Source organism: Vogesella fluminis (genome assembly GCF_014652335.1).
Classification (GTDB): domain Bacteria; phylum Pseudomonadota; class Gammaproteobacteria; order Burkholderiales; family Chromobacteriaceae; genus Vogesella; species Vogesella fluminis.
On sequence record NZ_BMYP01000017.1, the window covers coordinates 13,532 to 36,417 of the forward strand.

Genomic DNA, 22,886 nt, shown 5'->3' on the forward strand with positions numbered 1-22,886 from the left:
AGAATGGATATGTCGATTCTATGCTGTTGCCACGCCTTGCGAAACGGTGATGCACAATTTTCAGGCGGCTAACTGTGGTGTTGCCGTCATCGGGTAAGGGTGACCGGACGGGCCGGAAAATTGCAGCGGGCCGGCATGGCGAGATACGGTCATGTGCGACTGCAGTTGTGCCGGGGTGCCTTGTGCCAGTAAACGGGCGCCGGCCAGCAGGATCAGCCACTGGGCATGGCCGGTGGCGGGGCTGTGCCGGGGTAGGGTGCACACGATGGTGCGCCCGGTGGGTGCCAGCCGTGCCAGTCGCTGCATCACCAGTTGCTGTTGCTGGGCGGTGAGGTGTTCTGTCCACTGGTCCAGCAATAATAGTGGTGCCGGCTGTGCCAGGGTCCGGGCGAGGCGCGCCAGTTGTTGTTCTCCGGCATTCAGACTGGCCAGCCGCTGTCCGGCCCTGTTCTCCAGCGCCACCAGTCGCAAGGCCAGGGTGGCAGTGCCACGGTTTATGGCGGATGGGCGCTGCAGCCAGTTCGATGCCGGCATGGTGCCTTGCAGCACATAGTCAAACAGCCGTTGTCGCGGATTGCCGGCGGCAGGTGCCAGCCCGGCAAGGCGTGTGTCGTGGCAGCCTGCCCGGGGGAGCGCCTGGCCAAACAGGGTGCCTTGCTGCCGACCGTGCATGCCGGCCAGCGTCTGCAGCAGCAGGCTGTGTTCGGGAGCGTGGGCTGCCGAGACGACGGTGATGCGATTGGCCGGGATTTGCAGTTGCTGGCAATCAAGCAGGCTGTGATTGCCGTTGTGAACGTGCAGTCGCTCAATCTGGTAGGCAAGATCTGGCATTGGCTGGACTCCCTCGGTAATTGGCGGATCGGTGGCTGGGGGCGTTATTGCATGCAATGGCCGTGCGGGCTGGCGGCCAGCGTGCTTGTGGCGGCATGGCTGGATGCCTGCAGGCAATACTTTAACCATATACCAAATGAGAATCATTATCAAGACGTGACGAATTACATCGTGTCGGTGGACGGGCGTGGGGTGGTGGCGGGCGCGGTGGTGGCCGCGCCCCGGGCGATGCTCAGGCAGGCAGGTGATCGCGGGTGGTGCGAGCTTCGCTCAGAAGGCGCTGGAACAGTTCGTTGACGGTGGGAATGTCGTCGAGCAGGCCTTGTACCTGGCCGATCAGTTGCACTCCGCGCTGATGGTTGCCATCCTCGATCGCCAGCCGGATTGATTCGGTGGCCGCGCCGAATTGTGCCAGTTGGCGAAGGTTTTGCGGCTGCGTCAGCAGGCCGCCCAGTACCGTCTTGCCGAGCGGCAGTTTCATGCGGTGTGCCATGCCCAGTGCGCGCCAGCCGGCCGTCAGCAGGCTCAGTGGCTTGCGGGTCAGCTTGCGCGCGGTCGGGGTGTCCATCACCCGGCACCACAGGCCGTCAAAATTGCTGGAATAGATGGTGTCGCCGACGCCGCGTTGGCAAATCATGTCCTTGGTGATGTGGTGCACCGGGCTTTCCCGGGTCAGGGCGAGGCGGCTGCCCATGGCAATGGCGTCGGCGCCCAGTGCCAGTGCCGCAACCAGTCCCTGGCCGGTGCCGAAGCCGCCGGCAGCGATGATGGGCAGCGAGCTGACCTTGCGAATGGCCGGAATCAGCACCAGCGAGGTGACTTCACCGCCGTGGGCGGCCGCCTCGTGACCGGTGACCAGCAAGGCATCGACACCGATTTTCTCCGCGGAAATGGCGTGCTTTTCGGTGACCACGGTGGCGATGACCTTGCCGCCATAGCTTCGGGCGCGCTTGACGATCCAGTCGCCCTTGCCGAGCGAGAAGTTGATCACCGGCACCTGTTCCTGAAGCGCCACTTCGGCGTTTTCCCTGGCGCCGGGCATCATCAGGGTGCAGCCGATGCCGAACGGTTTGTCGGTCAGGCTGCGGATGCGGCGGATGGCGCTGCGTGTTTGTTCCGCAGTGAGCGGCCCGGTGGCGAGGATGCCCAGGCCGCCGGCGTTGCAGGTTGCGGCAACCAGCTCCGGGGTGGCGATGTAGCTCATGCCGGGGCAGAGCAGGGGTAGCTGGACGCCAAAGGTTTCGGTGAAGCGGGTGTGCATGATCGGGCGGCTCCTGAGTGCGGGAATGCGCTATTCTTGACACACTTGTACGTTTTTTTCAAACGGTCGTTTGATATGTATCTGATAGTAATTGCGTGGCTGTATGTGGTGCTGATGCTGGCTGTGGTGCAGGACAGCCTGATTCGTGCGGGTATTTTGCTGTTTTTCCTCGGTTTCCTGCCGACGCTGCTTGTGTTGCGTTTGCGCCGCCGCCGTATCCGGCGCCTGAAAAACCCGGACGCCGAATTTTGAGTGGGTGACAGCTTGAAGCGGTCGTCTCGCCAATGCTACAATTGCGAGTTCCCTCAATATCTGGGGGAAATTACGCACATCCGTACCAAAGGGTGCCTTGCACGCAGGGTTGTCTGTACGGATGGAGGCATAACCCTTTAGGAGATTCAAATGTCCAACAATGTGACCATGCGTCAAATGCTTGAGGCCGGCGTTCACTTCGGCCACCAAACCCGCTTCTGGAATCCGAAAATGGCTCAGTACATTTTCGGCAGCCGCAACAAGATTCACATCATCAACCTGGAAAAGACCCTGCCACTGTTCGTTGGCGCCCAGGATTATGTGCGTCGCCTGACTGCCAACAAGGGCAGCGTGCTGTTTGTGGGTACCAAGCGCCAGGCGCGTGAGATCGTCCGCGAAGAAGCGACCCGTGCCGGCGCGCCATTCGTGGATCACCGCTGGTTGGGCGGTATGCTGACCAACTACAAGACCGTCAAGCAGTCCATCAAGCGCCTGGAAGACAAGCGCGCTGCCCTGGAACTGGCTGGCGATTCCGGCTTCAACAAGAAAGAGCTGCTGGACATGCAGCGCGAAGTTGAAAAGCTGGAGCGTTCGCTGGGTGGTATCAAGGACATGAAGGGCCTGCCAGATGCGATCTTCGTAATCGACACCGGCTACCAGAAAGGTGCCGTTGTTGAGGCCAAGAAGCTGGGCATCCCGGTTATCGGTGTTGTTGATACCAACAACTCGCCAGAAGGCATCGACTACGTAATCCCGGGTAACGATGACTCCAGCCGTGCCATCCGTCTGTACGCTCGCGGCATCGCCGACGCCGTACTGGAAGGCCGCGCCCAGTCGCTGCAGGAAATCGTTGCTGCTGAACCAGCTGCCGCTGAATAAGCTGAAGGGCAACGCGAAAAAGGGGCGCAAGCCCCTTTTTTCGAACCCTGACGAGACGTAACCGTATACTTTTGAAGGAGTAAGTCATGGCGGAAATTACCGCAAAAATGGTTGCCGACCTGCGCGCAGCGACTGGTCTGGGCATGATGGAATGCAAGAAGGCACTGGTTGAAGCCGAGGGCAATCTGGCCAAGGCCGAAGAAATCCTGCGCATCAAGTCCGGTAACAAGGCTTCCAAGATGGCCGGTCGCGTTGCTGCCGAAGGCATCATCGGCTCCTGCATCGAAGGTGGTGTTGGCGCCTTGGTAGAAGTGAACTGCGAAACCGACTTCGTTGCCAAGGACCCGACTTTCCTGGCGCTGGCTGCTGCTGCTGCCAAGGCTGTTGTTGCGGCCAACCCTGCCGACGTTGCAGCCCTGTCCGCCGTTGAAGTTGACGGTGTATCGGTTGAAGAAATCCGCAAGGCCGCCATCGCCAAGCTGGGCGAGAACATGACCATCCGTCGTTTCGTTCGTTACAGCACCGAAGGCACCATTGCGACTTACCTGCACGGCGCCAAGATCGGTGTCATCGTCGACCTGAACGGCGACGAGGCACTGGGCCGTGACGTTGCCATGCACATCGCCGCTTCCAAACCGATCTGCGTGTCGAAAGACCAGGTTCCGGCCGAGACGCTGGAACAGGAGCGCAAGATCTACACCGCGCAGGCCGCCGAATCCGGCAAGCCGGCCGACATCGTTGCCAAGATGGTTGAAGGCCGCGTCAACAAGTTCCTGGCCGAAGTGACCCTGGTTGGTCAGCCTTTCGTCAAGAATCCGGACGTGACCGTGGAAAAACTGCTGGCCGAAAAATCGGCTAAAGTCAATGCATTCACAATGCTGATTGTTGGCGAAGGCATCGAAAAAGCCGTGGTTGACTACGCCGCCGAAGTGGCTGCTGCTGCCAAACTGTAATACCCGTTAACTGAACGGTCCGACGGCACCCTGCTTGCAGGGTGCCGTTTTGCAAATTGAATTCCAACCCCACGTCCGAGGTGATCATGAGCCAAGCCCCTGCCTATAAACGAATCTTGCTGAAACTGTCCGGTGAGGCCCTGATGGGTGATGACAGCTACGGTATCAACCGTGCCACCATCGAACAGATTGTCGGGCAGATCAAGGATGTGGTGGCGATGGGGATCGAGGTGGGTATCGTTATCGGCGGCGGCAATATCTTCCGTGGCGTGGCGCCTGCTGCTGCCGGTATGGATCGTGCCACTGCCGACTACATGGGCATGATGGCGACGGTGATGAATGCATTGGCACTGAAGGATGCGATGACCAAGGTTGGCCTCATCGCCCGCGTGCAGTCCGCGCTGACCATGCAGCAGATCGCCGAACCCTACGTGCGCGGCAAGGCGATGCAGTATCTGGAAGAGGGCAAGGTTGTCATCTTTGCTGCCGGTACCGGCAACCCGTTCTTTACCACCGATACTGCGGCGGCACTGCGCGGCATGGAAATGAACGTGGACATCATGCTGAAGGCGACCAAGGTGGACGGCGTGTACACCGACGACCCGAAGAAAAACCCGGATGCGGTGCGTTACCAGACGCTGACCTTCGACGAGGCCATCTCGCGCAACCTCAAGGTGATGGACGCGACCGCGTTTGCGCTGTGCCGCGACCAGCAGCTGAATATCAAGGTGTTCAGCATCTTCAAGGACGGCGCGCTCAAGCGCGTGGTGCTTGGCGAAGACGAAGGCACGCTGGTACACTGCTGAGCCTGATGGATATGGATAGGGCGGAAGCGGCGTCAGCTGTTTTCCGCTTTGTTTTTTAGAGATACAACGGGAGTAATCATGATTAATGACGTGAAAAAATCGGCCGAGCACAAGATGCAGAAGACCCTTGAAACCTTCAAGGCGGACTTGGCCAAGGTGCGTACCGGTCGTGCCCATACCGGTCTGCTCGATCACGTCATGGTGGAATACTATGGCAGTGACGTGCCGGTCAATCAGGTGGCCAACGTGACCCTGATCGACGCCCGTACCATCGGCGTGCAGCCGTGGGAAAAGAACATGGCCGGCAAGATCGAAAAAGCCATCCGCGACTGTGATCTGGGTCTGAACCCGGCCAGCATGGGCGACCTGATCCGCGTGCCGATGCCGATGCTGACCGAAGAACGCCGCAAGGATCTGATCAAGGTGGTGCGCAGCGAAGCCGAAGGCGCGCGCGTGTCGGTGCGCAACGTGCGTCGCGACGCCAACAACGACTTCAAGAACCTGCTCAAGGACAAGGCCATTACCGAGGATGAAGAGCGTCGCGGCCAGGACGAAATCCAGAAGCTGACCGACAAGTATACCGCCGAGATCGACAAGGCACTGGCGACCAAAGAAGCCGAACTGCTGGCCGTATAAGGGGTATTGCTTGTTCGCGAGTTCCACGCAGGATGTGCCGGAAATACGTCCCGTACCCCGGCATGTCGCTATCATCATGGATGGCAACGGCCGCTGGGCCAAGAAGCGCTTTCTGCCGCGCGTTGCCGGCCACAAGCGCGGTCTGGAGTCGGTGCGTGACACTATCAGGGCCTGTGCCGAGATGGGTGTCGAGTATCTGACCCTGTTTGCGTTTTCCACCGAAAACTGGCGCCGTCCGCCGGACGAGGTCAGCTTCCTGATGGGGCTGTTCATGACCGCGCTGGAGCGCGAAGTGGACAAACTGCACCGTAACAACATCCGCCTGCACGTGATCGGCTCGCGCGAACGCTTCTCGGCCGAAATCGTCGAACGCATCGAGCAGGCCGAGGCGCGCACCGCCGGCAATGGTGGCCTGGTGCTGACCATCGCCGCCGACTACGGCGGCCGCTGGGATGTGATGCAGGCGGCCAACCGGCTGTTGGCGCAAGGCGTGACCCGGCTGGACGAGGCCGCCCTTGCGGCCAACCTGTCGATGGCCTACGCCCCGGAGCCGGACCTGTTCATCCGTACCGGTGGCGAGCAGCGCATCAGCAATTTCCTGCTGTGGCAGCTGGCCTATACCGAGTTGTTCTTCACCGATCTGCTGTGGCCGGACTTCGATGCGCAGGCATTGAACTCGGCGGTGGCATCGTTCCGGTCTCGTGAGCGCCGTTTCGGCCGTACCAGCGAGCAACTGCCCGAAACCCAACGCCGAGGCTGAGTCATGCTCAAGACGCGTATTCTGACGGCGCTGGTGCTGCTTCCGCTGATGCTGGCGGCGCTGTTCCTGTTCAATAGTATGGCCTGGGCCGGTTTTTCCTGGCTGATCATCGTGCTGGCGCTGTGGGAGTTCGCCCGCATGGCCAGGCTGGATGGTGTGCTGCGCTACGCCTACCTGGCGGCGTCGACCGCGGTCGCCGCCGGCCTGTGGCTGCAGGGCTTTGTCGCGCCGGCGGCGCTGATGGCGCTGTCGCTGCCGGTGTGGTTGCTGCTGGCGCCGTGCTGGCTGACCAAGCGTTGGCCGCTGCCCACAGGCTGGCCGGCGATGTTGCTGGGCTGGCTGCTTCTGTTTCCGGCGTGGTTTGCCTTCCTCGCGTGGCGGCCGCAGCCTACCGTCGCCGATGGTCTGCAACTGCTGGCGGTGATGGGGCTGGTGTGGGTGGCCGACATCGCCGCCTACTTTGCCGGCAAGGCCTTCGGCAAACACAAGCTGGCACCGACGATCAGTCCCGGCAAGAGCTGGGAAGGGGTCGCCGGCGCGGTGGTCGGTGTGTCGCTGTACAGCTGGCTGGTGACGCAATGGGGCTGGCTCAAGGTGCCGCTGTCACCGCTCTGGCTGCTGCCGCTGGCGATCGGTCTGACCGCGGTCAGCGTGATCGGCGACCTGCTGGAGTCCTGGTTCAAGCGCAGTGCCGGCATCAAGGACAGCAGCCAGCTGCTGCCCGGACATGGCGGCGTGTACGACCGTATCGATAGCCTGATTGCCGTGCTGGCGGTGTCCCATGCGCTCCGTCTTTTGCTGGTCTGAATCATGAACCGTTCCCAAGGTATTACCGTACTCGGCGCCACCGGCAGCATCGGCGTCAGCACCCTCGACGTGGTGGCGTGCCACCCGGAGCGTTATCACGTGGTGGCGCTGACCGCGCATCGCCAGGTCGACAAGCTGTTTGCGCAATGCCTGCAGTTCCGCCCCTTGCTGGCGGTGGTGGCCGATGCCGATGCCGCCGGCCAGTTGCAGCAGCGGCTGCGCGACGCGGCGTGCCCGACCGAAGTGGCGTACGGCGAGGCGGCGCTGGAGGTGGCGGCGACGCTGCCGGAGGCGGACATGGTGATGGCGGCCATCGTCGGTGCCGCCGGCCTGCGGCCAACGTTGGCCGCGGCGCGGCTGGGCAAGCGCATCCTGCTGGCGAACAAGGAGTCGCTGGTGGTCGCCGGCGAGCTGTTCATGCGTACCGTGCGTGACAGTGGCGCCGAACTGCTGCCGGTGGACAGCGAGCACAATGCGCTGTTCCAGGCCTTGCCGGCAAGCTACGACGGCAATCTCGACCGCAACGGCATCGAGCAGCTGATCCTGACTGCGTCCGGTGGCCCGTTCCGCCAGCGCGACGCCGCCAGCCTGCGTCACGTCACCCCCGACGACGCCTGCAATCATCCGAACTGGGTGATGGGGCGCAAGATTTCCGTCGATTCCGCCACCCTGATGAACAAGGGGCTGGAGGTGATCGAGGCGCACTGGCTGTTCAATGCCCCGGCCGACCGCATCGACGTGGTGGTGCATCCGCAAAGCGTGATCCACTCCATGGTGCGCTACAAGGACGGCTCGGTGCTGGCGCAGCTGGGCTCGCCCGACATGCGCACGCCGATCGCCTACGCCATGGGCTGGCCGGAGCGCATCGCCGCGCCGGTGAAGGCGCTGGACTTCCTGGCCCTGTCCGGCCTGACGTTCGAGGCGCCGGACCTGCAGCGCTTCCCCTGCCTGCGGCTGGCGTTCGACGCCTTGCGCGCCGGCGGTGCCGCCTCGGCGGTGCTCAATGCCGCCAACGAGATCGCCGTCGAGGCCTTCCTGCAGCAGCGCATTGCCTTTCTCGATATTCCCGCTCTGGTGGAGCGCGCGCTGCAAACGCAGGACCTGTCCGCCTGTCACGAGCTGGAAACCCTGCTGCAGCGCGATGCGGATACCCGCCGCCAGGTGCAGGCCTGGGTGACCGCATAATGGCCTTGCCGGCCTTCCTGCTGGTGATCGGGGTGCTGGTCACCTTTCACGAGTTTGGCCACTATGTCGCCGCCCGTTATTGCGGGGTCAAGGTACTGGAGTTCTCCATCGGCTTCGGCAAGCCGCTGTTGACCTGGCAACGCGGTGAAACCAGCTGGAAGATCGGCTGGATTCTGCTGGGCGGCTTCGTGCGCATGCTCGACAGCCGCGAGGTGCCGGTATCGGCAGACGAGCTGCCGCGCGCCTTCAACCAGCGTCCGCCGTGGCAGAAAATCCTGATCTCGATTGCCGGACCGCTGGCCAACCTGCTGCTGGCGGTGGTGCTGTTCTTCGTGGTGATGCAGGGCGAGCAGACCCGGCTGTTGCCCTATGTCGGCAGCGTCGCGCCACAATCGGCGGCGGCGGCGGCCGGCGTGCTGCCCGGCGACCGCATCCGTGCGGTCAACGATACCGAGGTTGCCGATTGGCACGCGCTGCGTGGCGGCCTTGGCGACGCCATCGCCCTTGACGGCCGCATGGTGCTGTACCTCACCCGTGATGGCGTGGACATGACGCTGGCGGTGGATTTGCCGGCATTCGGCCTACAACAGCTTGACGAGCAGAGTCTGGCCCGGCTCGGCTTGTCGCCGCTGCGTTACCATCTGGCGCTGGGAGAACTGGCACCGGGCGGCGCAGCAGCACGGGCTGGCCTGCGCCAGGGCGATCGCCTGCTGGGTGCAGATGGCCGACTGCTGACGTCGTGGCCGGCGTGGGTCAGCTATGTGCAGGCTCGTCCCGGACAGGCCATCCGCTTGCGCATCCGGCGCGACGGCCAGCTGCGCGAGGTGGTGCTGACGCCGGACAGCAGCGAGCGCAACGGGCAAAAGGTTGGCCGCATCGGTGCCGGCGCACTGCCCGATGTGGCGTGGCAGCAGAAAATCGAACAGCAGGTCACGGTGGGGGCGGGGGAGGCGCTGCAGCAGGCGCTGGCACGCACGGCTAGCCTCATGGCATCCAGTTTGCGTATGATTGGCGCGATGTTTACCGGCACGGTGGCGCTGGATGCGTTGAGCGGGCCGCTGACCATTGCCGACTACGCCGGCAAAAGCGCCGGCTTGGGATGGGTGCCGCTACTGGAATTCATGGCGCTGATCAGTGTCAGTCTGGGGGTATTCAACCTGTTGCCGGTGCCGGTGCTGGATGGCGGGCACTTGCTGTATCATGCTGCCGAATGGATACGCGGGCGGCCGTTGCCCGATCGGGTGTATGAAATCGGTCAGCGTTTGGGGATGGCTTTCATCATGACAGTCATGTTGCTGGCTCTGTTCAATGACTTCGGCCGGCTTTTTGCTGGCTAGGATTAAAAAAACCATGAACAAACGCTTTCTTGTGGCGGCGCTTGCCGCCACTTTCCTGTCGCCGGCCTGGGCTGCCGACAGCTTTGTGATCAAGGATATTCGCGTTGAAGGTCTGCAGCGTACCGAACCCGGTACCGTGTTCAGTTACCTTCCGCTCAAGGTGGGGGATACCTTCACCCAGCAGCAAGCCGCCGATGCCATCAAGGCGCTGTTCGCCACCGGCTTCTTCAACGACGTGCGCATCGAGACCGAGGGCGACGTGCTGATCCTGGCGGTCAGCGAGCGCCCGGTGATCGCACAGTTGCAGATCAATGGCTCCAAGGAGTTCAGCAAGGACCAGCTGGTCAAGGCATTGAAAGACAACGGTCTTGCCGAATCGCGCATCTTCGACCAGGGCCTGCTGGATCAGGCGGTACAGGAGCTGAAGCGTCAGTATTTCAGCAAGGGCAAGTATTCGGTGGAGATCCAGCCGCAACTGACGCGGCTGGAGCGCAACCGCGTGGCGGTGACACTTGATATCGTCGAGGGCATTACTGCCAAGATCCGTGATATCCGCATCGTCGGTGCCAAGGCATTCGAGCAGGACGAACTGCTGGATGAAATGGCGCTGACTCCGTCGGGCTGGTTGTCGTGGCTGTCTCGTTCCGATCAGTATTCGCGCCAGCAGCTGTCTGCCGATCTGGAGAAGCTGCGCGCCTTCTACCAGAACCAGGGTTATGCCGAGTTCAGCATCGAATCGACGCAGGTGGCGATCAGTGCCGACAAGAAGGACATGTTCGTCACCGTCAACATTCGCGAAGGCGAGCAGTTCCGCATTGCCGATGTCCGTCTTGGCGGTGACCTGAAGCTGCCGGAGGCGGAGCTGCGCAAGTTGCTGCTGGTGAAGCAGGGCGACCTGTTCAACCGCGAGCAGGTCAACGAGACCGTCACCGCGCTGTCCGACCGGCTGGGAGCAGAGGGCTATGCCTTTGCCAACGTCAACGTCGCCCCGGAAGTGGATGCCAAGACCAAACAGGTGACGCTGACCTTCTTCGTCGATCCGGGTCGTCTGACCTCGGTGCGCCGGGTCAGCATCGCCGGCAACACCCGTACCCGTGACGAAGTGATCCGCCGCGAGTTGCGCCAGCTGGAAAGCGCGCAATACAACGGCGACGGTGTCAAGCGCAGCAAGGAGCGCCTGGAGCTGCTCGGCTACTTCGAGAGCGTCAACATCGAAACCCCGCCGGTGGTCGATACTCCGGACCAGGTGGACATGAACGTGACGGTGAAGGAGCGCCCGACCGGTTCCATCCAGGCCGGTATCGGCTTTGCCCAGGGCGACGGCCTGCAGCTGAGCGCCTCGGTGTCGCAGGCCAACGTGCTGGGTTCGGGCAAGTCGCTGTCGGTCAGCTTTGCCAATGGCAAGACCAGCAAGAACGCATCGATCTCGTTCACCGATCCGTATTACACCGTCGATGGTGTCAGCCTCGGCTACGACCTGTACAGCCGCAGCTACAACCCGCAAAAGACGGATATCAGCCAGTACAGTACCAAGACCACCGGTTTTGCAGCCCGCTTCGGGGTGCCGATTACCGAATATGACCGTATCAGCTTCAGCCTTGGGGCCGAGCACACCAAAATCACGCTGTACGAGGACAGCCCGCAGCGTTACCAGGACTTCGTGGCACAGTACGGGTCGGGCAACAGCACGCTGCTGGCCAGCGCCGGCTGGTCGCGCGACACCCGCGACAGTGCCCTGTGGCCGACGCGCGGCGCCAGCATGAGCGTGTATGCCGATGCCGGCCTGCCGGGCGGCGATATGCAGTATTACCGCCTGTCGCACAGCCAGACCTGGTTCTGGCCGCTGTCGAAGAACTACACGCTGGCGCTGGGTGGTGAAATCGGTTTTGCCAACGGTTACGGCCGGACCAGCCGTCTGCCGTTCTTCCAGAACTACTATATCGGCGGTATCGGCTCGGTACGCGGCTACGACAACGGCAGTCTCGGCCCGCAGGACAGCAGCGGCGACGCCCTGGGCGGTACCCGCAAGCTGTCGTTCTCGGCGGAGCTGCTGTTCCCGTTCCCCGGCATGAAGGATAATCGCAGCCTGCGCAGCAGTGTGTTCTTCGATGGCGGTACGCTGTGGGATGACAAGGACAAGTCGGTGACGGCCTCGAACGGTGCGCGCTACTCGACCGGTCTGGCGCTGTCGTGGCTGTCGCCGGTAGGACCGATGAAGTTCAGCTATGCGTTCCCGATCGGCAGCAAAGAAACCGACAAATTGCGGCGCTTCCAGTTTACGTTGGGGCAGGTTTTCTAAGGATTCAGGGTGGCAAGGATGATGCTGAAGGCAGTGCTTTGCAGTGTTGGGCTGATGCTGGCGGTGCCGGCATCGGCGGCCGACTTCAAGATGGGCTACGTCAATACCGAGCGCGTTTATCGCGAGGCGGCACCGGCGGTCAATGCCCAGAAGAAGCTGGAAAAGGAGTTCGCGGTGCGCGAGGCGGATCTGAAGCGCCTGGCCGCCAGGGGCAAGGAGCTGGAAGCCGGCATCGCCCGCAACAAGGTGCCGGAAGCCGAGCGCAAGGCGATGGAGCGTGACCTGGCCGCCACCGAGCGCGAGTATGCCGCCAAGATGCGCGACTTCCGCGACGACCTGAACCAGCGCCGCAACGAGGAGTTCGCGTCGGTGCAGGAGCGGGCCAACCGCATCATCAAGACCATCGCCGATCGCGAGCAGTACGACGTGATCCTGCAGGATGTGGTGTACGTCAGCCCCAGGCACGACATCACCGGCAAGGTCCTGAAAGAGCTGGAAAAGTAAGCCGGCACCGTCCGCCTTGTTACCTGAAGCCGACTCGTGTCGGCTTCGTTCTTGATGCACACCATGAAACTATCAGCAATTGTGACCGCCCTGGGCGGCGAGCTGCGTGGCGACGATCGCGAGATCCGGTGCCTGGCGCCGCTGGACGAGGCCGGGGCGAGTGACATCACCTTCCTGGCCAACCCCAAGTACCGCAGCCAGCTGGCCGCCACTGCCGCCGCGGCGGTGATCGTGAAGCCGGCGCTGGCGGAGGAGGCGGCGGCCAAGGTTGGCCGCAGCCTGATCCTGGCGGCGGATCCGTACCTGTATTTTGCCAGGGTGGCGCGGCTGTTCAGCCCGCTGCCGCAGGCTAGTGGCGGTGTGCACCCGCGCGCGGTGGTGGCCGAGGGCTGCCACATCGCCGCCAGCAGCGAGGTGCGCGAGCTGGTCAGCATCGGCCGCAACGTGACCATCGGCGAGCGCTGCATCCTGCATCCCGGCGTGGTGATCGGCGACGACGTCAGCCTTGGCGACGACGTGGTGCTCTATCCCAATGTGGTCGTCTATCACGGCTGCCGCCTGGGTTCGCGGGTGATGGTGCATGCCGGTGCGGTGATCGGTGCCGACGGCTTCGGCCTCGCCTGGAACGGCGACCGCTGGTTCAAGATTCCGCAAACCGGCGTGGTGGTGATCGCCGACGACGTCGAAATCGGCGCCAATACCACCATCGACCGCGGCGCGCTGTCCGACACCGTGATCGGCGAGGGCGCCAAGCTCGACAACCAGATCCAGATCGCCCACAACGTGACGGTCGGCGCCCACACCGCGATGGCCGGTTGCGCCGCCGTGGCCGGCAGCACCCGCATCGGCGCGCGCTGCACCATCGGCGGCGCGGCGCGCATCATCGGCCATCTGGAGATCGCCGATGGCACCCATGTCGGCGCCGGTACCCTGATTTCCAAATCCATCCGCAAGGCGGATGCCTACACCGCGGTCTACCCGATGGCGACGCACAAGGAGTGGCTGGCCAACGCCGCCCATGTCCGCCATCTGGACGACCTGGTGACCCGTGTCAAACAACTTGAAAAAGCGCTGAGCACAGCGCAACAGAACAAGGACTGAACAGAATGACTGAAGCCGTATCTGCCGAAAACTGCGCCGTATCGATCGATGTACGCGAGATCATGCGTTACCTGCCGCACCGTTACCCGTTCCTGCTGGTGGACCGCGTCACCGAGTTCGAGGCCAACACGCGCATCAAGGCGCTGAAGAACGTCACCATCAATGAGCCGTTCTTCATGGGTCACTTCGAGCAGTATCCGGTGATGCCGGGCGTGCTGATCATCGAGGCGCTGGCGCAGGCCGCCGGCATCCTGTCGATCCGCAGCGTCGGCGAGCGCCCGGAGAACGAACTGTACTTCTTCGTCGGCATCGACAGCGCGCGCTTCAAGCGCCAGGTGGTGCCGGGCGACCAGCTGGTGCTGGAAGTGGAACAGCTGTCGATGAAGCGCGGCATTGCCAAGTACAACGCCCGCGCCCTGGTCGACGGCCAGGTGGCGTGCGAGGCGCAGATCATGTGCGCAAAACGCGAGGTGTAAGCATGGCCATTCATCCGACTGCCATCATCGCTGACGGGGCGCAGATCGCCCCCGACGTCGAGATCGGCGCATACAGCATCATCGGCGCCAACGTCGAGATCGACAGCGGCACCTGGGTCGGCCCGCACGTGGTGATCGAAGGCCATACCCGCATCGGCAAGAACAACCGCATTTTCCAGTTCTGCTCGCTGGGCGCGATGCCGCAGGACAAGAAGTACGCGGGCGAGCCGACGCGACTGGAGATCGGCGACAACAACACCATCCGCGAATTCTGCACCTTCAACATCGGCACCGCGCAGGATGGCGGCGTGACCCGCGTCGGCAACGACAACTGGATCATGGCCTATGTCCATCTGGCGCACGACTGCCAGGTCGGCAACCACACCATCTTCGCCAACAACGCGACGCTGGCCGGCCACGTGCACATCGGTGACTGGGTGATCCTGGGCGGCTTCACCAGCGTGCACCAGTTCTGCCATATCGGCGCCCACGCCATGACCGCGTTCTCCAGCGCGGTGGCGCAGGACGTGCCGCCGTACGTGATGGCGCACGGCAACCGTGCGGTGCCGTCCGGCATCAATGCCGAGGGTCTCAAGCGCCGCGGCTTTACCGCCGAGCAGATCCGCAACATCCGCAACGCCTACAAGTCGCTGTATCGCAAGGGCTTGTCGTTTGACGAGGCCAAGGCCGAGATCACCGCGCAGGCGGCGGAAGGCCGGGACGAGCTGGCGCTGTTCGTGCAATTCTTTGACACCGCAGGCCGGGGCATCATCCGTTAAACATGACTGAAAAGCTGTTTGCCCGTCCGGCCCGGCTCAAGGTCGCCATGGTGGCCGGCGAGGCCTCCGGCGACCTGCTCGGCGCCCACCTGATGGATGCGCTGAAGGCGGCGCATCCCGACATCGCCTTCGCCGGCATCGGCGGGCCGCGCATGCTGGCGCGCGGCTTCGTCAGCCAGGTGCCGCAGGAGCGGCTGGCGGTGCGCGGTTATGTCGAGGTGCTGAAGTGCCTGCCGGCGCTGCTGCGCATCCGTCGCCGCCTGCGCGACACCCTGCTGGCGGAAAAGCCGGACGTGTTCATCGGCATCGACGCACCGGACTTTAACCTGCAGCTGGAAAAATGGCTGAAGCAGGCCGGCATTCCCACCGCGCACTACGTCAGCCCGTCGGTGTGGGCGTGGCGTCCGGAGCGGGTGGTGAAGATCGGCGAATCGGCGGATCAGGTGCTGTGCCTGTTTCCGATGGAAAAGCCGCTGTACGACGCCGCCGGCGTCAACGCCACCTTTGTCGGCCATCCGCTGGCCGGCGAGATCGCGATGCAACCGGACCGCGAGGCGATGCGCGACCGGCTCGGCCTGCCGCGCGACGTGCCGGTGTTTGCCTTGCTACCGGGCAGCCGCAAGAGCGAGCTGGACTACATGGGCGGGCTGTACATCGAGACCGCGCGCCTGCTGTTGCAGCAGTTTCCCGATGCGCAATTCCTGGTGCCGCTGGCGACGCGGCCAACCCTGGACCAGTTCGACCGCCTGCTGACCGAGCACAAGGCGTGGGACCTGCCGATCCGCAAGCTGATCGGCCACGCGCAGATGGCGATGATCGCTGCCGACGTGGTGCTGGTCACCAGCGGCACCGCGACGCTGGAAGTGGCGCTGACCAAGCGCCCGATGGTGATCAGCTACAAGCTGTCGTGGCTGACCTACCAGCTGGTCAAGCGCAAGCTGAAGCTGCCCTACGTCGGGCTGCCCAATATCCTCGCCAAGCGCTTCGTGGTGCCGGAACTGCTGCAGCACGAGGCGACGCCGGCCAAGCTGGCCGCGGCGGTGGCCAACCTGTACCAGAACACCGAGGCGCGCGACGAGGTGATCAGCACCTTCACCGAGCTGCACCGCTCGCTGCAGCAGGACTCGGCACGCCTGGCGGCGCAGGCCATCCTCAAGTTGGCCGCATGCTGATCTGCGGCGTGGACGAGGCCGGGCGCGGGCCGCTGATCGGCTCGGTGTTCACCGCCGCGGTGATCCTCGACCCGGCGCGACCGATCGCCGGCCTCGCCGACTCCAAGAAGCTGAGCGAAGCCCGGCGCGAGGCGCTGGCGCTGGAAATCAAGGACAAGGCGCTGGCCTGGCACATCGCCTTTGCCTCGGCCGCCGAGATCGACCAGCTGAACATCTTCCAGGCCACCATGCTGGCGATGGTGCGCGCCGTCGACGGCCTGACGATCACGCCGGGCAAGGTGCTGATCGACGGTAACAAGATCCCGAAGACGCTGACGCTGCCGGCGGAGGCCATCGTCAAGGGCGACGCCAAGGTGCAGGAAATCTCCGCCGCCTCGATCCTGGCCAAGACCGCGCGCGATGCGGAGATGATCGCGCTCGACCGCCTGCATCCGCAGTACGGCTTTGCCCGCCACAAGGGCTACCCCACCGCGGAACACCTGTCCGCGCTGCAGCAGGCCGGGGTGCTGGCCGAACACCGCCGCAGCTTCGCCCCGGTGCGCCTGCAACTGGCTGCGCAGCAGGGCAGCCTGTTCTAGGGCACTGGGAGTGCTCTGGTCGTGACGTATGGATTGTGTAGAATGATGGAATTGCCAATGTCCATCATTAGTCGACTGCGTAGCCATGAAACAACGCCTGAATACCATACTGAATGCACTCAACCATGGACTGGTAGAACGGGGCGAGGTCATTCGCCTCGCGCTGCTTACGGTGCTCGCTGGAGAAAACCTGGTATTGATCGGCCCGCCCGGCACCGGCAAGAGCCTGCTTGCCCGTCGTATTGCCGCCTGCTTCGCGCACGAGGCTGAACCGGGCAACTCTGGCTATTTCGAGTACCTGCTGACCAAGTTCTCCACACCGGAAGAAATCTTCGGCCCGCTCTCGATTGCCGAGCTGAAGGCAGACCGTTTCAAGCGCAATACCGGCGGTTATTTACCCACGGTACGCATTGCATTTCTGGACGAGATTTTCAAGGCCAATTCGTCAATCCTGAATGCGCTGTTGACCATACTCAACGAGCGCGTTTATCACAACGGCAGCGTTCGCGAGGCTGTCCCTCTGCGGGCGCTGATCGCCGCATCCAACGAGCTACCGGTCGGCCACGAAGAGCTCGGCGCACTCTACGACCGCTTTCTGGTGCGCGGTTTTGTCGATTACGTTAGCCAGGACGGTCTGTCACTGCTGTTCGATGCCGACGCTGCGCCGGGCGACTACCCCAAGCTCGACCTGTCCGAATTGCATGACCTTCAGCAGGCTGCGGCGGGGGTGACCATCCCGGATACGGTGCGTACTGCCATCGAGACCATCTGGCGAAAGCACCGCGATACCTTCAAGGAGGACAGGCGCGAACAATTGTCGGATCGCCGCTTCAAGAAAGCCCTCCATTTGCTGCGTGTCTCCGCGGCCAGCAATGGTCGCGGCGAGGTCGATCTGTCCGACGTGCTGTTGCTCAAGCATTGCCTGTGGAATCACCACGACAATGCCGCCGAGGTGCAGAAACTGGTACTCGACACCCTGCGCCGCTTCAGCCACGCGGTGCCCTGCCGCGAGGGTGCCGCTCTTTCGCCATCCGTCAGCACTATCGAGAGGCCACGCGGTGCCGGCGATGTGGTCAAGGGTTATAAGGGCAGCGGCACGGAGCACGACCCGCTGCTGATCGGCAACATTGACGAATTGCGGGGCTTGGCGCGCGCCGATGTCGGGCTCAAAGGTTATTATTTCCGGCAGACGGCGGCTATCGACTGCTCGGCACTCAACTCGTGGCATGCGATACCGTTCCGGGGGCATTACGACGGCGGCGGTCACCGCATTGTGGGAAATAAAACTAGCGATGTGCTGTTTAGCAGCATCGCTGCAGGCTCCAGCATCCGGAATTTGCGCTTGCAAGACTGGGCGCTCGCCGTGGAGGCAAAAGAGACAGCCATCAAGGCTTGCGAGAGCAATCTCGGTCTTATTCAGGAACGAGCGTTTGCATGTATGATCACCGCGTGCCGTACGGGAGGCAGCTTGATCGGTTGCCACGCCGAGGCGTGTACCATTGCGCATTGCCGGGCGGGATCGACCCTGATAGGTGGCGACAACGATGCGGGGGTTGCAAAAAACTGTCGCATTGCCGACTGCCTGATCGTACTCGATTACCGTGGATACGGGGATCGAGGGGGAATTGCTCAGAAGCTAGGCGAGGGCAGCGTGGTCGAGCGCTGCCTGGTCACCGGAAGATATGAAGGTAGGGGTCACTTTTATGGCTTTGCTGGCAATTGCAATAACAGCCACATCAGCAACTGCGCGCTTGGGCCGTTTGAGTGCTCCTTAATCAAAATGACTGGTAGAGCGATTTTTAGCGTAGGCGCGGAAATGATTTTTGCAAAGCGCATTGCGGGGAAGCGCTTGAATGGTGGTGAGCTGCGCAACAATGCAGCCGTCGATAGCGTTCGGTCGGAATCCGACAGTAACGAGCCGGATGGCTTAAATGGCGCCAGCGTGGCGGCCGCCAGCTTCAATCAGTACTACTTCGAGCACACGCTGGGTTGGGACTTCGATAGCGTCTGGACATGGAACGATCAAACCGGGCTCCCCGCGTTGCGGCAGGTCGGCGTTGGTGCCGCCGCCGCGTCTACCGCCATCGCCTCTGCCACGCTTGCCGGGACAAAGCAGGCCGACCTGTTGACGCAGCAGCTGCGCGCCAACCTCTGGCTCGGGGATGTGGCGACGTGTTGAGTGGGATAACAAACGTCGTACGTTCCGGATTTGGCGCGCTGAGTACGTTGCTGCCGCTCGGGTTCAAGGGCATCAAGTACTTTATCGACAGCAGCTTTCGCACTCAGGTCACGCCGCTGCCGGGTAGCGTGCTGTATTGCGACCTGTGGGTGGCAGTAGAGCACTCGGGCATCTATGTCGGCGATGGGCTGATCGTCAACATCGTGGTCGACGGCGTGGCCGAGAGCACGGTGCGGCGTAGCAGCGCCGGCAGCTTTACCTCCAAGAGCACGCTGGGGCGCAAGATCTACGTGTCGTGCGACCGGCATGGCGCGGTCGGCAACGAAACGGTGGCAACGGGGGCCGACGGGCACGTCGGCGAGCGGGCGTTTTACGGACTGGTGTTCAAGAACTGCCATCAGTTCTCCACGCGTTGCGTGAACTACGCCGCTGGCGCCGCGCCATCGGCATCGTGGCTTGATCGCGTTACGGACCATCTGTTGCCGGAAAGCTGGGAGTTGACGCTCCTGATGTTGAAGGGGGCGGCGCGCGACAAGCTGGGCGCCACCAAGTGGCGATTGTGGGACTGGGACAACGACCTGCGCGACCATTCCCCTCCGGAGCCCGATTGGGAGGGCATTGCAGAGCAGTTCCGGCACCTGCCGCTCGATGCCAAGACCATCGCACACATACGCGCCGAACTCGCTGCCGCGCGCGGCTACGAGGCGGAGATCGCCGACGAAGATATTCCCAAAAATATCCGTGGCAGGCTGGCCGGATTTTCCGGCTTGCTGTCGGATATCGACCGCAAATACAGCGAAGCAGAAGCCTTGCTACGGCAATGCCCCGGTGCCAGCTTCAGTTACGCCGATCTGCAGGCGGGCAATGTGGATTGGGCGGCCCTTGCCGGGGAGCTGCAAGACAACACGCGCATCAGGGAGCTGGTGCACAAGCTGGGCCGCGCGTATATCGCCGAGGAAAAGAAACGCCAGTGCCGTATTCCGCAGGCCAGCAAGAGCGAAGTTCATGGCATGCACCGCAGCGACGATCTGCAGCGCCTGCTGCCCAGCGAGCTGCTGAACCTGGAAGACGAGGTGCTGGAAGCCTTGTTCTACGCGCGGATGCTGGAACGGAACCTGCTCTGCTACGAGCTATCCGGCACCACGCTGGTTGACGGAGAGGAAACCGAGACCAATCGCAAACGCACCGGGCCGGTAGTGGCCTGTCTCGATACTTCGGGCAGCATGGATGGTCAGCCGATGCTGAAAGCCAGAGCGCTGCTGCTGGCAGTGGCCAATATCCTGAAACAGGAGCAGCGCTCACTACATGTGCTGATGTTCGGGGCGAGTGGCGAGCTGCGCGAGTATGCGATGAACGATGCCTCGCGCTCGGCCGGCCTGTTGCAGTTTCTGCAGCAGGGGTTTGGTGGCGGCACCGACTTCGAGATGCCGCTGTGCCGCGCCTTTGACATCATCGAGACGGAAGATCAGTACCAGAAAGCGGATGTATTGATGATTTCGGACGGTGATTGCCATTTGAGCGAAGCGTTTGTAGGCCATGTCAATAAGAGAAAACAGCAGCTCGATTGCTCGATTTACTCGGTTCTTTGCGCGGGGGCGCGGATGGAGGATCAGTTCAGCGATGAGGTGGTAGTGCTCTAGGTTGCGAGGAGTGGGCATGACTGGCTTGATCCAGTCATTGCGTACATTTGCAATCAGAGCGCGTAGGTCATGCGCAAATCCAGCTTCCCTCCGGTCGTCGACGCCGACACCCGCCTGCTGATCCTCGGCTCGCTGCCGGGCGATGCTTCGCTCGCGGCGGCGCAGTACTACGCCCACCCGCGCAACCAGTTCTGGCGGTTGCTGTCGGCGATCGGCGCGGTGGAGCTGAGCGCGCTGGCCTACCCGCAGCGGCTGGCAGCATTGCAGGCGCTGGGCGTCGGCTTGTGGGACGTGGTGGCCTCGGCGCAGCGCCGTGGCAGCCTCGACAGTGACATCCGCGCGGTGGCGCTCAACCCGCTGACCGAGCTGCTGGTGACACTGCCGGCGCTGCAGGCGGTGGCCTTCAACGGCAAGACCGCCGCCAAGGCGGCGCCGACCCTGGCTGCCAGCGGCCTCGACATCCTGCTGCTGCCGTCGTCCAGTCCGGCGCTGACCACGCCGTTCGAGAAAAAACTTGCCGAGTGGCAAGTGCTTGGCCGATATATCCTTCAATAAGCAGCCCGCTGCCGTGCGCGCGGCGGGCCGGGAGGAAGGCCATGAACCACTACTGCATCTGGTTTGTCAGTCCCGATGATGCCGCCACCCGCCGTGCCGAGGTGACGCTGGACGGCACCATCCACAGCCATCGCGTGCTGGAGGAGATCGAGTCGCGCATCGCGCGCGACTGCGGCCTCAGCACTATCCTGATCACCCACTGGCAGCGCTTCGAGGAACCGCCGGCGACGCTGCCGCTGGAGCGCGCCGCCTGATCCGCCAAGCGGTGGATGTCCGCCATGCCGCGTCTGTGAGAAGATGCGGCTTTCCCTTGTCCGGTGTTCCCATCATGCAAACAGTTGACCAAACCCGTGACTGGCTGCTTTCGCGCGCCCGTGTCGTCGATACCATCGAGCAGGTGCCGCTGCTGGACGCCGCCGGCCGCGTGCTGGCGCGCGAGCTGGTCTCGTCGCTGGACGTGCCCCCCCATGACAACAGCGCGATGGACGGCTACGCCGTGCGCGCCGCCGATGCGGCCAACGTTTTGCCGGTCAGCCAGCGCATTCCGGCCGGCATGCTGCCGCAGGCACTGGCCGCCGCCAGCGCGGCACGCATCTTTACCGGCGCGGTGATCCCGCCGCAGGCCGACGCGGTGGTGATGCAGGAACAGGCCGAGCTGCAGGCCGATGGCAGCGTGCTGTTCACCGCGCCGGTAAAGGCCGGGCAGAACATCCGCCGCCGCGGCGAGGACATCGCCATCGGCCAGGTGGTGCTGGCCTGCGGCCAACGTTTGCGCGATGCCGACCTCGGCGTCGCCGCCGCCATCGGCCAGCCGCAGCTGGCGGTGTATCGCCGCCTGAAGGTGGCGGTGTTCTTCACCGGTGACGAGCTGGTGGAGCCGGGCGAGCCGGCGCCGGCCGGCAAGATCTACAACTCCAACCGCTACTGGCTGGTGCCGGCGCTGCGCCGGCTCGGCTGCGAGGTGATCGATCTGGGCATCATCGCCGACCGGCTGGACGCCACCCGCGCCGCGCTGCGCGATGCCGCCGCATGTGCCGACGTGGTGATGACTTGCGGCGGGGTGTCGGTAGGGGAGGAGGATCATGTCAAGGCGGCGGTAGAGGCCGAGGGCGAGCTGGCGTTATGGAAGATCGCGATCAAGCCGGGCAAGCCGCTGGCCAGCGGCCGCATCGGCGATGCCGACTTTGTCGGCCTGCCCGGCAACCCGGTATCCGGCTACGTTACCTTTATGGTGCTGGTGCGCGATTTTCTGCGCGCACGCATGGGCGAGACGGTGCAAGGTTGGCCGCAACCGCGCCTGCTGCCGGCCGCCTTTGACTGGCCCAAGCCGGACCAGAAGCGCGAGGAATACCTGCGCGTGCGCATCGTGGAGCAGGACGGCATTCAGCAGCTGCAGCGCTTTGCCAACCAGGGCTCCGGGGTGCTGACTTCCTGCGCCTGGGCCGACGGCCTGGTGCGACTGCAGCCGGGGCAGAGCGTACAGCCGGGTGACGTATTGCCAGTCTATCCGCTGTGACCGCACTGCAATTCTGCCGCGACGGGCAGCCGCTGGCCGAGGTCGAGGCCTGTGCCGGCGACCTGCTGATCGACGTGGCGCGCTTTCACGAGGTGCCGCTGCACTGGCGCTGCGGGCAGGGCACCTGTGGCACCTGCGCGGTGCACATCGTGCACGCCGGCCAGCCGGCTACGGTCAAGGTTGGCCGCAAGGAGCGCAACGTGCTGCTGCGCGCCGGCTTGATCGACGCCGCGCAGGCGGCAGCCGAAACGTGGCCGGACACGCCGCAGACGGTGCGGCTGGCCTGCCATCTGCCGGTTACCGACGTGCCGTGGCAGGTCACGCTGCCGCAAGATAGTTAAGCCGTCTCCGCCAAAGCCGCGTACAATGCGCGGCTGTTT

Annotated in this window: 24 protein-coding genes; 22 read left to right on the top strand and 2 right to left on the bottom strand. The window is 63.4% G+C overall.

Translation table 11 applies throughout. The annotated features are described in order from the left end of the window. Positions 1–60: 60 nt before the first annotated feature. Both IE083_RS08350 and IE083_RS08355 read right to left on the bottom strand, forming a co-directional pair. Positions 61–831: an ATP-binding cassette domain-containing protein gene (locus IE083_RS08350; protein ID WP_189353151.1), complete on the bottom strand. Its 771-nt coding sequence runs from the start codon at positions 829–831 to the stop codon at positions 61–63. 232 nt (positions 832–1,063) lie between these two features. Next, entirely contained in the window at positions 1,064–2,092 is a 1,029-nt protein-coding gene (locus IE083_RS08355; protein WP_189353152.1) for an NAD(P)H-dependent flavin oxidoreductase, read from the bottom strand. Positions 2,093–2,128: 36 nt separating this feature from the next. On the opposite strand from IE083_RS08355, the gene IE083_RS08360 reads away from it, so the two are divergent. The 22 genes from IE083_RS08360 to IE083_RS08465 all read left to right on the top strand — a co-directional run bounded on the left by IE083_RS08360 (position 2,129) and on the right by IE083_RS08465 (position 22,847). Then, complete coding sequence (locus IE083_RS08360) at positions 2,129–2,344, top strand: hypothetical protein (protein WP_189353206.1); 216 nt, start codon at positions 2,129–2,131, stop codon at positions 2,342–2,344. A gap of 150 nt (positions 2,345–2,494) precedes the next feature. Then, positions 2,495–3,223, top strand: a complete 729-nt coding sequence (gene rpsB, locus IE083_RS08365) for a 30S ribosomal protein S2 (RefSeq protein ID WP_189353153.1) — start codon at positions 2,495–2,497, stop codon at positions 3,221–3,223. Between the two features lie 86 nt (positions 3,224–3,309). Then, on the top strand, positions 3,310–4,176 hold the full coding sequence (tsf, locus tag IE083_RS08370) for a translation elongation factor Ts (RefSeq protein WP_189353154.1): 867 nt from the start codon (positions 3,310–3,312) through the stop codon (positions 4,174–4,176). 86 nt (positions 4,177–4,262) lie between these two features. Then, positions 4,263–4,982 carry a UMP kinase gene (pyrH, locus tag IE083_RS08375; protein ID WP_189353155.1) on the top strand — a complete coding sequence of 240 codons (720 nt, stop codon included), beginning with the start codon at positions 4,263–4,265 and terminating at the stop codon, positions 4,980–4,982. 78 nt (positions 4,983–5,060) lie between these two features. Beyond that, entirely contained in the window at positions 5,061–5,618 is a 558-nt protein-coding gene (gene frr / locus IE083_RS08380; RefSeq protein WP_189353156.1) for a ribosome recycling factor, read from the top strand. Positions 5,619–5,628: 10 nt separating this feature from the next. Further along, positions 5,629–6,378, top strand: coding sequence for a polyprenyl diphosphate synthase (gene uppS, locus IE083_RS08385; protein ID WP_189353157.1), 750 nt, complete (start codon positions 5,629–5,631; stop codon positions 6,376–6,378). A gap of 3 nt (positions 6,379–6,381) precedes the next feature. After that, the gene (locus IE083_RS08390) at positions 6,382–7,185 is read left to right on the top strand and encodes a phosphatidate cytidylyltransferase (RefSeq protein ID WP_189353158.1); all 804 of its coding nucleotides are present in this window, start codon (positions 6,382–6,384) and stop codon (positions 7,183–7,185) included. Between the two features lie 3 nt (positions 7,186–7,188). Further along, positions 7,189–8,370, top strand: a complete 1,182-nt coding sequence (gene ispC, locus IE083_RS08395; RefSeq protein ID WP_189353159.1) for a 1-deoxy-D-xylulose-5-phosphate reductoisomerase — start codon at positions 7,189–7,191, stop codon at positions 8,368–8,370. Next, entirely contained in the window at positions 8,370–9,707 is a 1,338-nt protein-coding gene (gene rseP, locus IE083_RS08400; RefSeq protein ID WP_189353160.1) for an RIP metalloprotease RseP, read from the top strand. Before ispC ends, rseP begins: the two co-directional genes overlap by 1 nt. Positions 9,708–9,720: 13 nt before the next feature. Then, the gene (bamA, locus tag IE083_RS08405; RefSeq protein WP_189353161.1) at positions 9,721–12,006 is read left to right on the top strand and encodes an outer membrane protein assembly factor BamA; all 2,286 of its coding nucleotides are present in this window, start codon (positions 9,721–9,723) and stop codon (positions 12,004–12,006) included. An 18-nt stretch (positions 12,007–12,024) separates the two neighbouring features. Beyond that, entirely contained in the window at positions 12,025–12,510 is a 486-nt protein-coding gene (locus IE083_RS08410; RefSeq protein ID WP_189353162.1) for an OmpH/Skp family outer membrane protein, read from the top strand. A 63-nt stretch (positions 12,511–12,573) separates the two neighbouring features. Beyond that, the gene (lpxD, locus tag IE083_RS08415; RefSeq protein WP_189353163.1) at positions 12,574–13,611 is read left to right on the top strand and encodes a UDP-3-O-(3-hydroxymyristoyl)glucosamine N-acyltransferase; all 1,038 of its coding nucleotides are present in this window, start codon (positions 12,574–12,576) and stop codon (positions 13,609–13,611) included. 5 nt (positions 13,612–13,616) lie between these two features. After that, positions 13,617–14,087 (top strand): 3-hydroxyacyl-ACP dehydratase FabZ, encoded by a 471-nt coding sequence (gene fabZ / locus IE083_RS08420; protein ID WP_189353164.1) that lies wholly within the window; start codon positions 13,617–13,619, stop codon positions 14,085–14,087. Positions 14,088–14,089: 2 nt separating this feature from the next. Then, a complete protein-coding gene (gene lpxA / locus IE083_RS08425) occupies positions 14,090–14,866 on the top strand; it encodes an acyl-ACP--UDP-N-acetylglucosamine O-acyltransferase (protein ID WP_189353165.1) in 777 nt (258 codons plus the stop codon). Between the two features lie 2 nt (positions 14,867–14,868). Continuing rightward, positions 14,869–16,038: a lipid-A-disaccharide synthase gene (lpxB, locus tag IE083_RS08430; RefSeq protein ID WP_189353166.1), complete on the top strand. Its 1,170-nt coding sequence runs from the start codon at positions 14,869–14,871 to the stop codon at positions 16,036–16,038. After that, on the top strand, positions 16,032–16,616 hold the full coding sequence (gene rnhB, locus IE083_RS08435; RefSeq protein WP_189353167.1) for a ribonuclease HII: 585 nt from the start codon (positions 16,032–16,034) through the stop codon (positions 16,614–16,616). Before lpxB ends, rnhB begins: the two co-directional genes overlap by 7 nt. A gap of 85 nt (positions 16,617–16,701) precedes the next feature. Next, positions 16,702–18,795, top strand: a complete 2,094-nt coding sequence (locus tag IE083_RS08440; protein ID WP_189353168.1) for an AAA family ATPase — start codon at positions 16,702–16,704, stop codon at positions 18,793–18,795. A 47-nt stretch (positions 18,796–18,842) separates the two neighbouring features. After that, positions 18,843–20,435, top strand: coding sequence for a VWA domain-containing protein (locus IE083_RS08445; RefSeq protein ID WP_229799662.1), 1,593 nt, complete (start codon positions 18,843–18,845; stop codon positions 20,433–20,435). A gap of 69 nt (positions 20,436–20,504) precedes the next feature. Next, positions 20,505–20,990, top strand: a complete 486-nt coding sequence (locus tag IE083_RS08450; RefSeq protein ID WP_189353170.1) for a DNA-deoxyinosine glycosylase — start codon at positions 20,505–20,507, stop codon at positions 20,988–20,990. Positions 20,991–21,031: 41 nt separating this feature from the next. Continuing rightward, positions 21,032–21,244 carry a hypothetical protein gene (locus IE083_RS08455; RefSeq protein ID WP_189353171.1) on the top strand — a complete coding sequence of 71 codons (213 nt, stop codon included), beginning with the start codon at positions 21,032–21,034 and terminating at the stop codon, positions 21,242–21,244. Between the two features lie 74 nt (positions 21,245–21,318). After that, the gene (locus IE083_RS08460; protein WP_189353172.1) at positions 21,319–22,506 is read left to right on the top strand and encodes a molybdopterin molybdotransferase MoeA; all 1,188 of its coding nucleotides are present in this window, start codon (positions 21,319–21,321) and stop codon (positions 22,504–22,506) included. Beyond that, positions 22,503–22,847, top strand: a complete 345-nt coding sequence (locus tag IE083_RS08465; protein ID WP_189353173.1) for a 2Fe-2S iron-sulfur cluster-binding protein — start codon at positions 22,503–22,505, stop codon at positions 22,845–22,847. The genes IE083_RS08460 and IE083_RS08465 overlap by 4 nt, the downstream gene beginning before the upstream one ends. The last annotated feature ends 39 nt before the right edge of the window (positions 22,848–22,886 follow it).

What these genes read in the sequence shown, in the direction of transcription:
- pyrH (WP_189353155.1), top strand. Translation starts at nt 4,263, where the DNA reads ATGAGCCAAGCCCCTGCCTATAAACGAATCTTGCTGAAACTGTCCGGT.
- IE083_RS08460 (WP_189353172.1), top strand. Translation starts at nt 21,319, where the DNA reads ATGCAAACAGTTGACCAAACCCGTGACTGGCTGCTTTCGCGCGCCCGT.
- IE083_RS08410 (WP_189353162.1), top strand. Translation starts at nt 12,025, where the DNA reads ATGATGCTGAAGGCAGTGCTTTGCAGTGTTGGGCTGATGCTGGCGGTG.
- tsf (WP_189353154.1), top strand. Translation starts at nt 3,310, where the DNA reads ATGGCGGAAATTACCGCAAAAATGGTTGCCGACCTGCGCGCAGCGACT.
- IE083_RS08355 (WP_189353152.1), bottom strand. Translation starts at nt 2,092, where the DNA reads ATGCACACCCGCTTCACCGAAACCTTTGGCGTCCAGCTACCCCTGCTC.
- lpxB (WP_189353166.1), top strand. Translation starts at nt 14,869, where the DNA reads ATGACTGAAAAGCTGTTTGCCCGTCCGGCCCGGCTCAAGGTCGCCATG.
- rnhB (WP_189353167.1), top strand. Translation starts at nt 16,032, where the DNA reads ATGCTGATCTGCGGCGTGGACGAGGCCGGGCGCGGGCCGCTGATCGGC.
- IE083_RS08455 (WP_189353171.1), top strand. Translation starts at nt 21,032, where the DNA reads ATGAACCACTACTGCATCTGGTTTGTCAGTCCCGATGATGCCGCCACC.
- rseP (WP_189353160.1), top strand. Translation starts at nt 8,370, where the DNA reads ATGGCCTTGCCGGCCTTCCTGCTGGTGATCGGGGTGCTGGTCACCTTT.
- fabZ (WP_189353164.1), top strand. Translation starts at nt 13,617, where the DNA reads ATGACTGAAGCCGTATCTGCCGAAAACTGCGCCGTATCGATCGATGTA.
- lpxA (WP_189353165.1), top strand. Translation starts at nt 14,090, where the DNA reads ATGGCCATTCATCCGACTGCCATCATCGCTGACGGGGCGCAGATCGCC.
- IE083_RS08450 (WP_189353170.1), top strand. Translation starts at nt 20,505, where the DNA reads ATGCGCAAATCCAGCTTCCCTCCGGTCGTCGACGCCGACACCCGCCTG.
- bamA (WP_189353161.1), top strand. Translation starts at nt 9,721, where the DNA reads ATGAACAAACGCTTTCTTGTGGCGGCGCTTGCCGCCACTTTCCTGTCG.
- IE083_RS08350 (WP_189353151.1), bottom strand. Translation starts at nt 831, where the DNA reads ATGCCAGATCTTGCCTACCAGATTGAGCGACTGCACGTTCACAACGGC.
- frr (WP_189353156.1), top strand. Translation starts at nt 5,061, where the DNA reads ATGATTAATGACGTGAAAAAATCGGCCGAGCACAAGATGCAGAAGACC.
- IE083_RS08440 (WP_189353168.1), top strand. Translation starts at nt 16,702, where the DNA reads ATGAAACAACGCCTGAATACCATACTGAATGCACTCAACCATGGACTG.
- ispC (WP_189353159.1), top strand. Translation starts at nt 7,189, where the DNA reads ATGAACCGTTCCCAAGGTATTACCGTACTCGGCGCCACCGGCAGCATC.
- IE083_RS08390 (WP_189353158.1), top strand. Translation starts at nt 6,382, where the DNA reads ATGCTCAAGACGCGTATTCTGACGGCGCTGGTGCTGCTTCCGCTGATG.
- rpsB (WP_189353153.1), top strand. Translation starts at nt 2,495, where the DNA reads ATGTCCAACAATGTGACCATGCGTCAAATGCTTGAGGCCGGCGTTCAC.
- lpxD (WP_189353163.1), top strand. Translation starts at nt 12,574, where the DNA reads ATGAAACTATCAGCAATTGTGACCGCCCTGGGCGGCGAGCTGCGTGGC.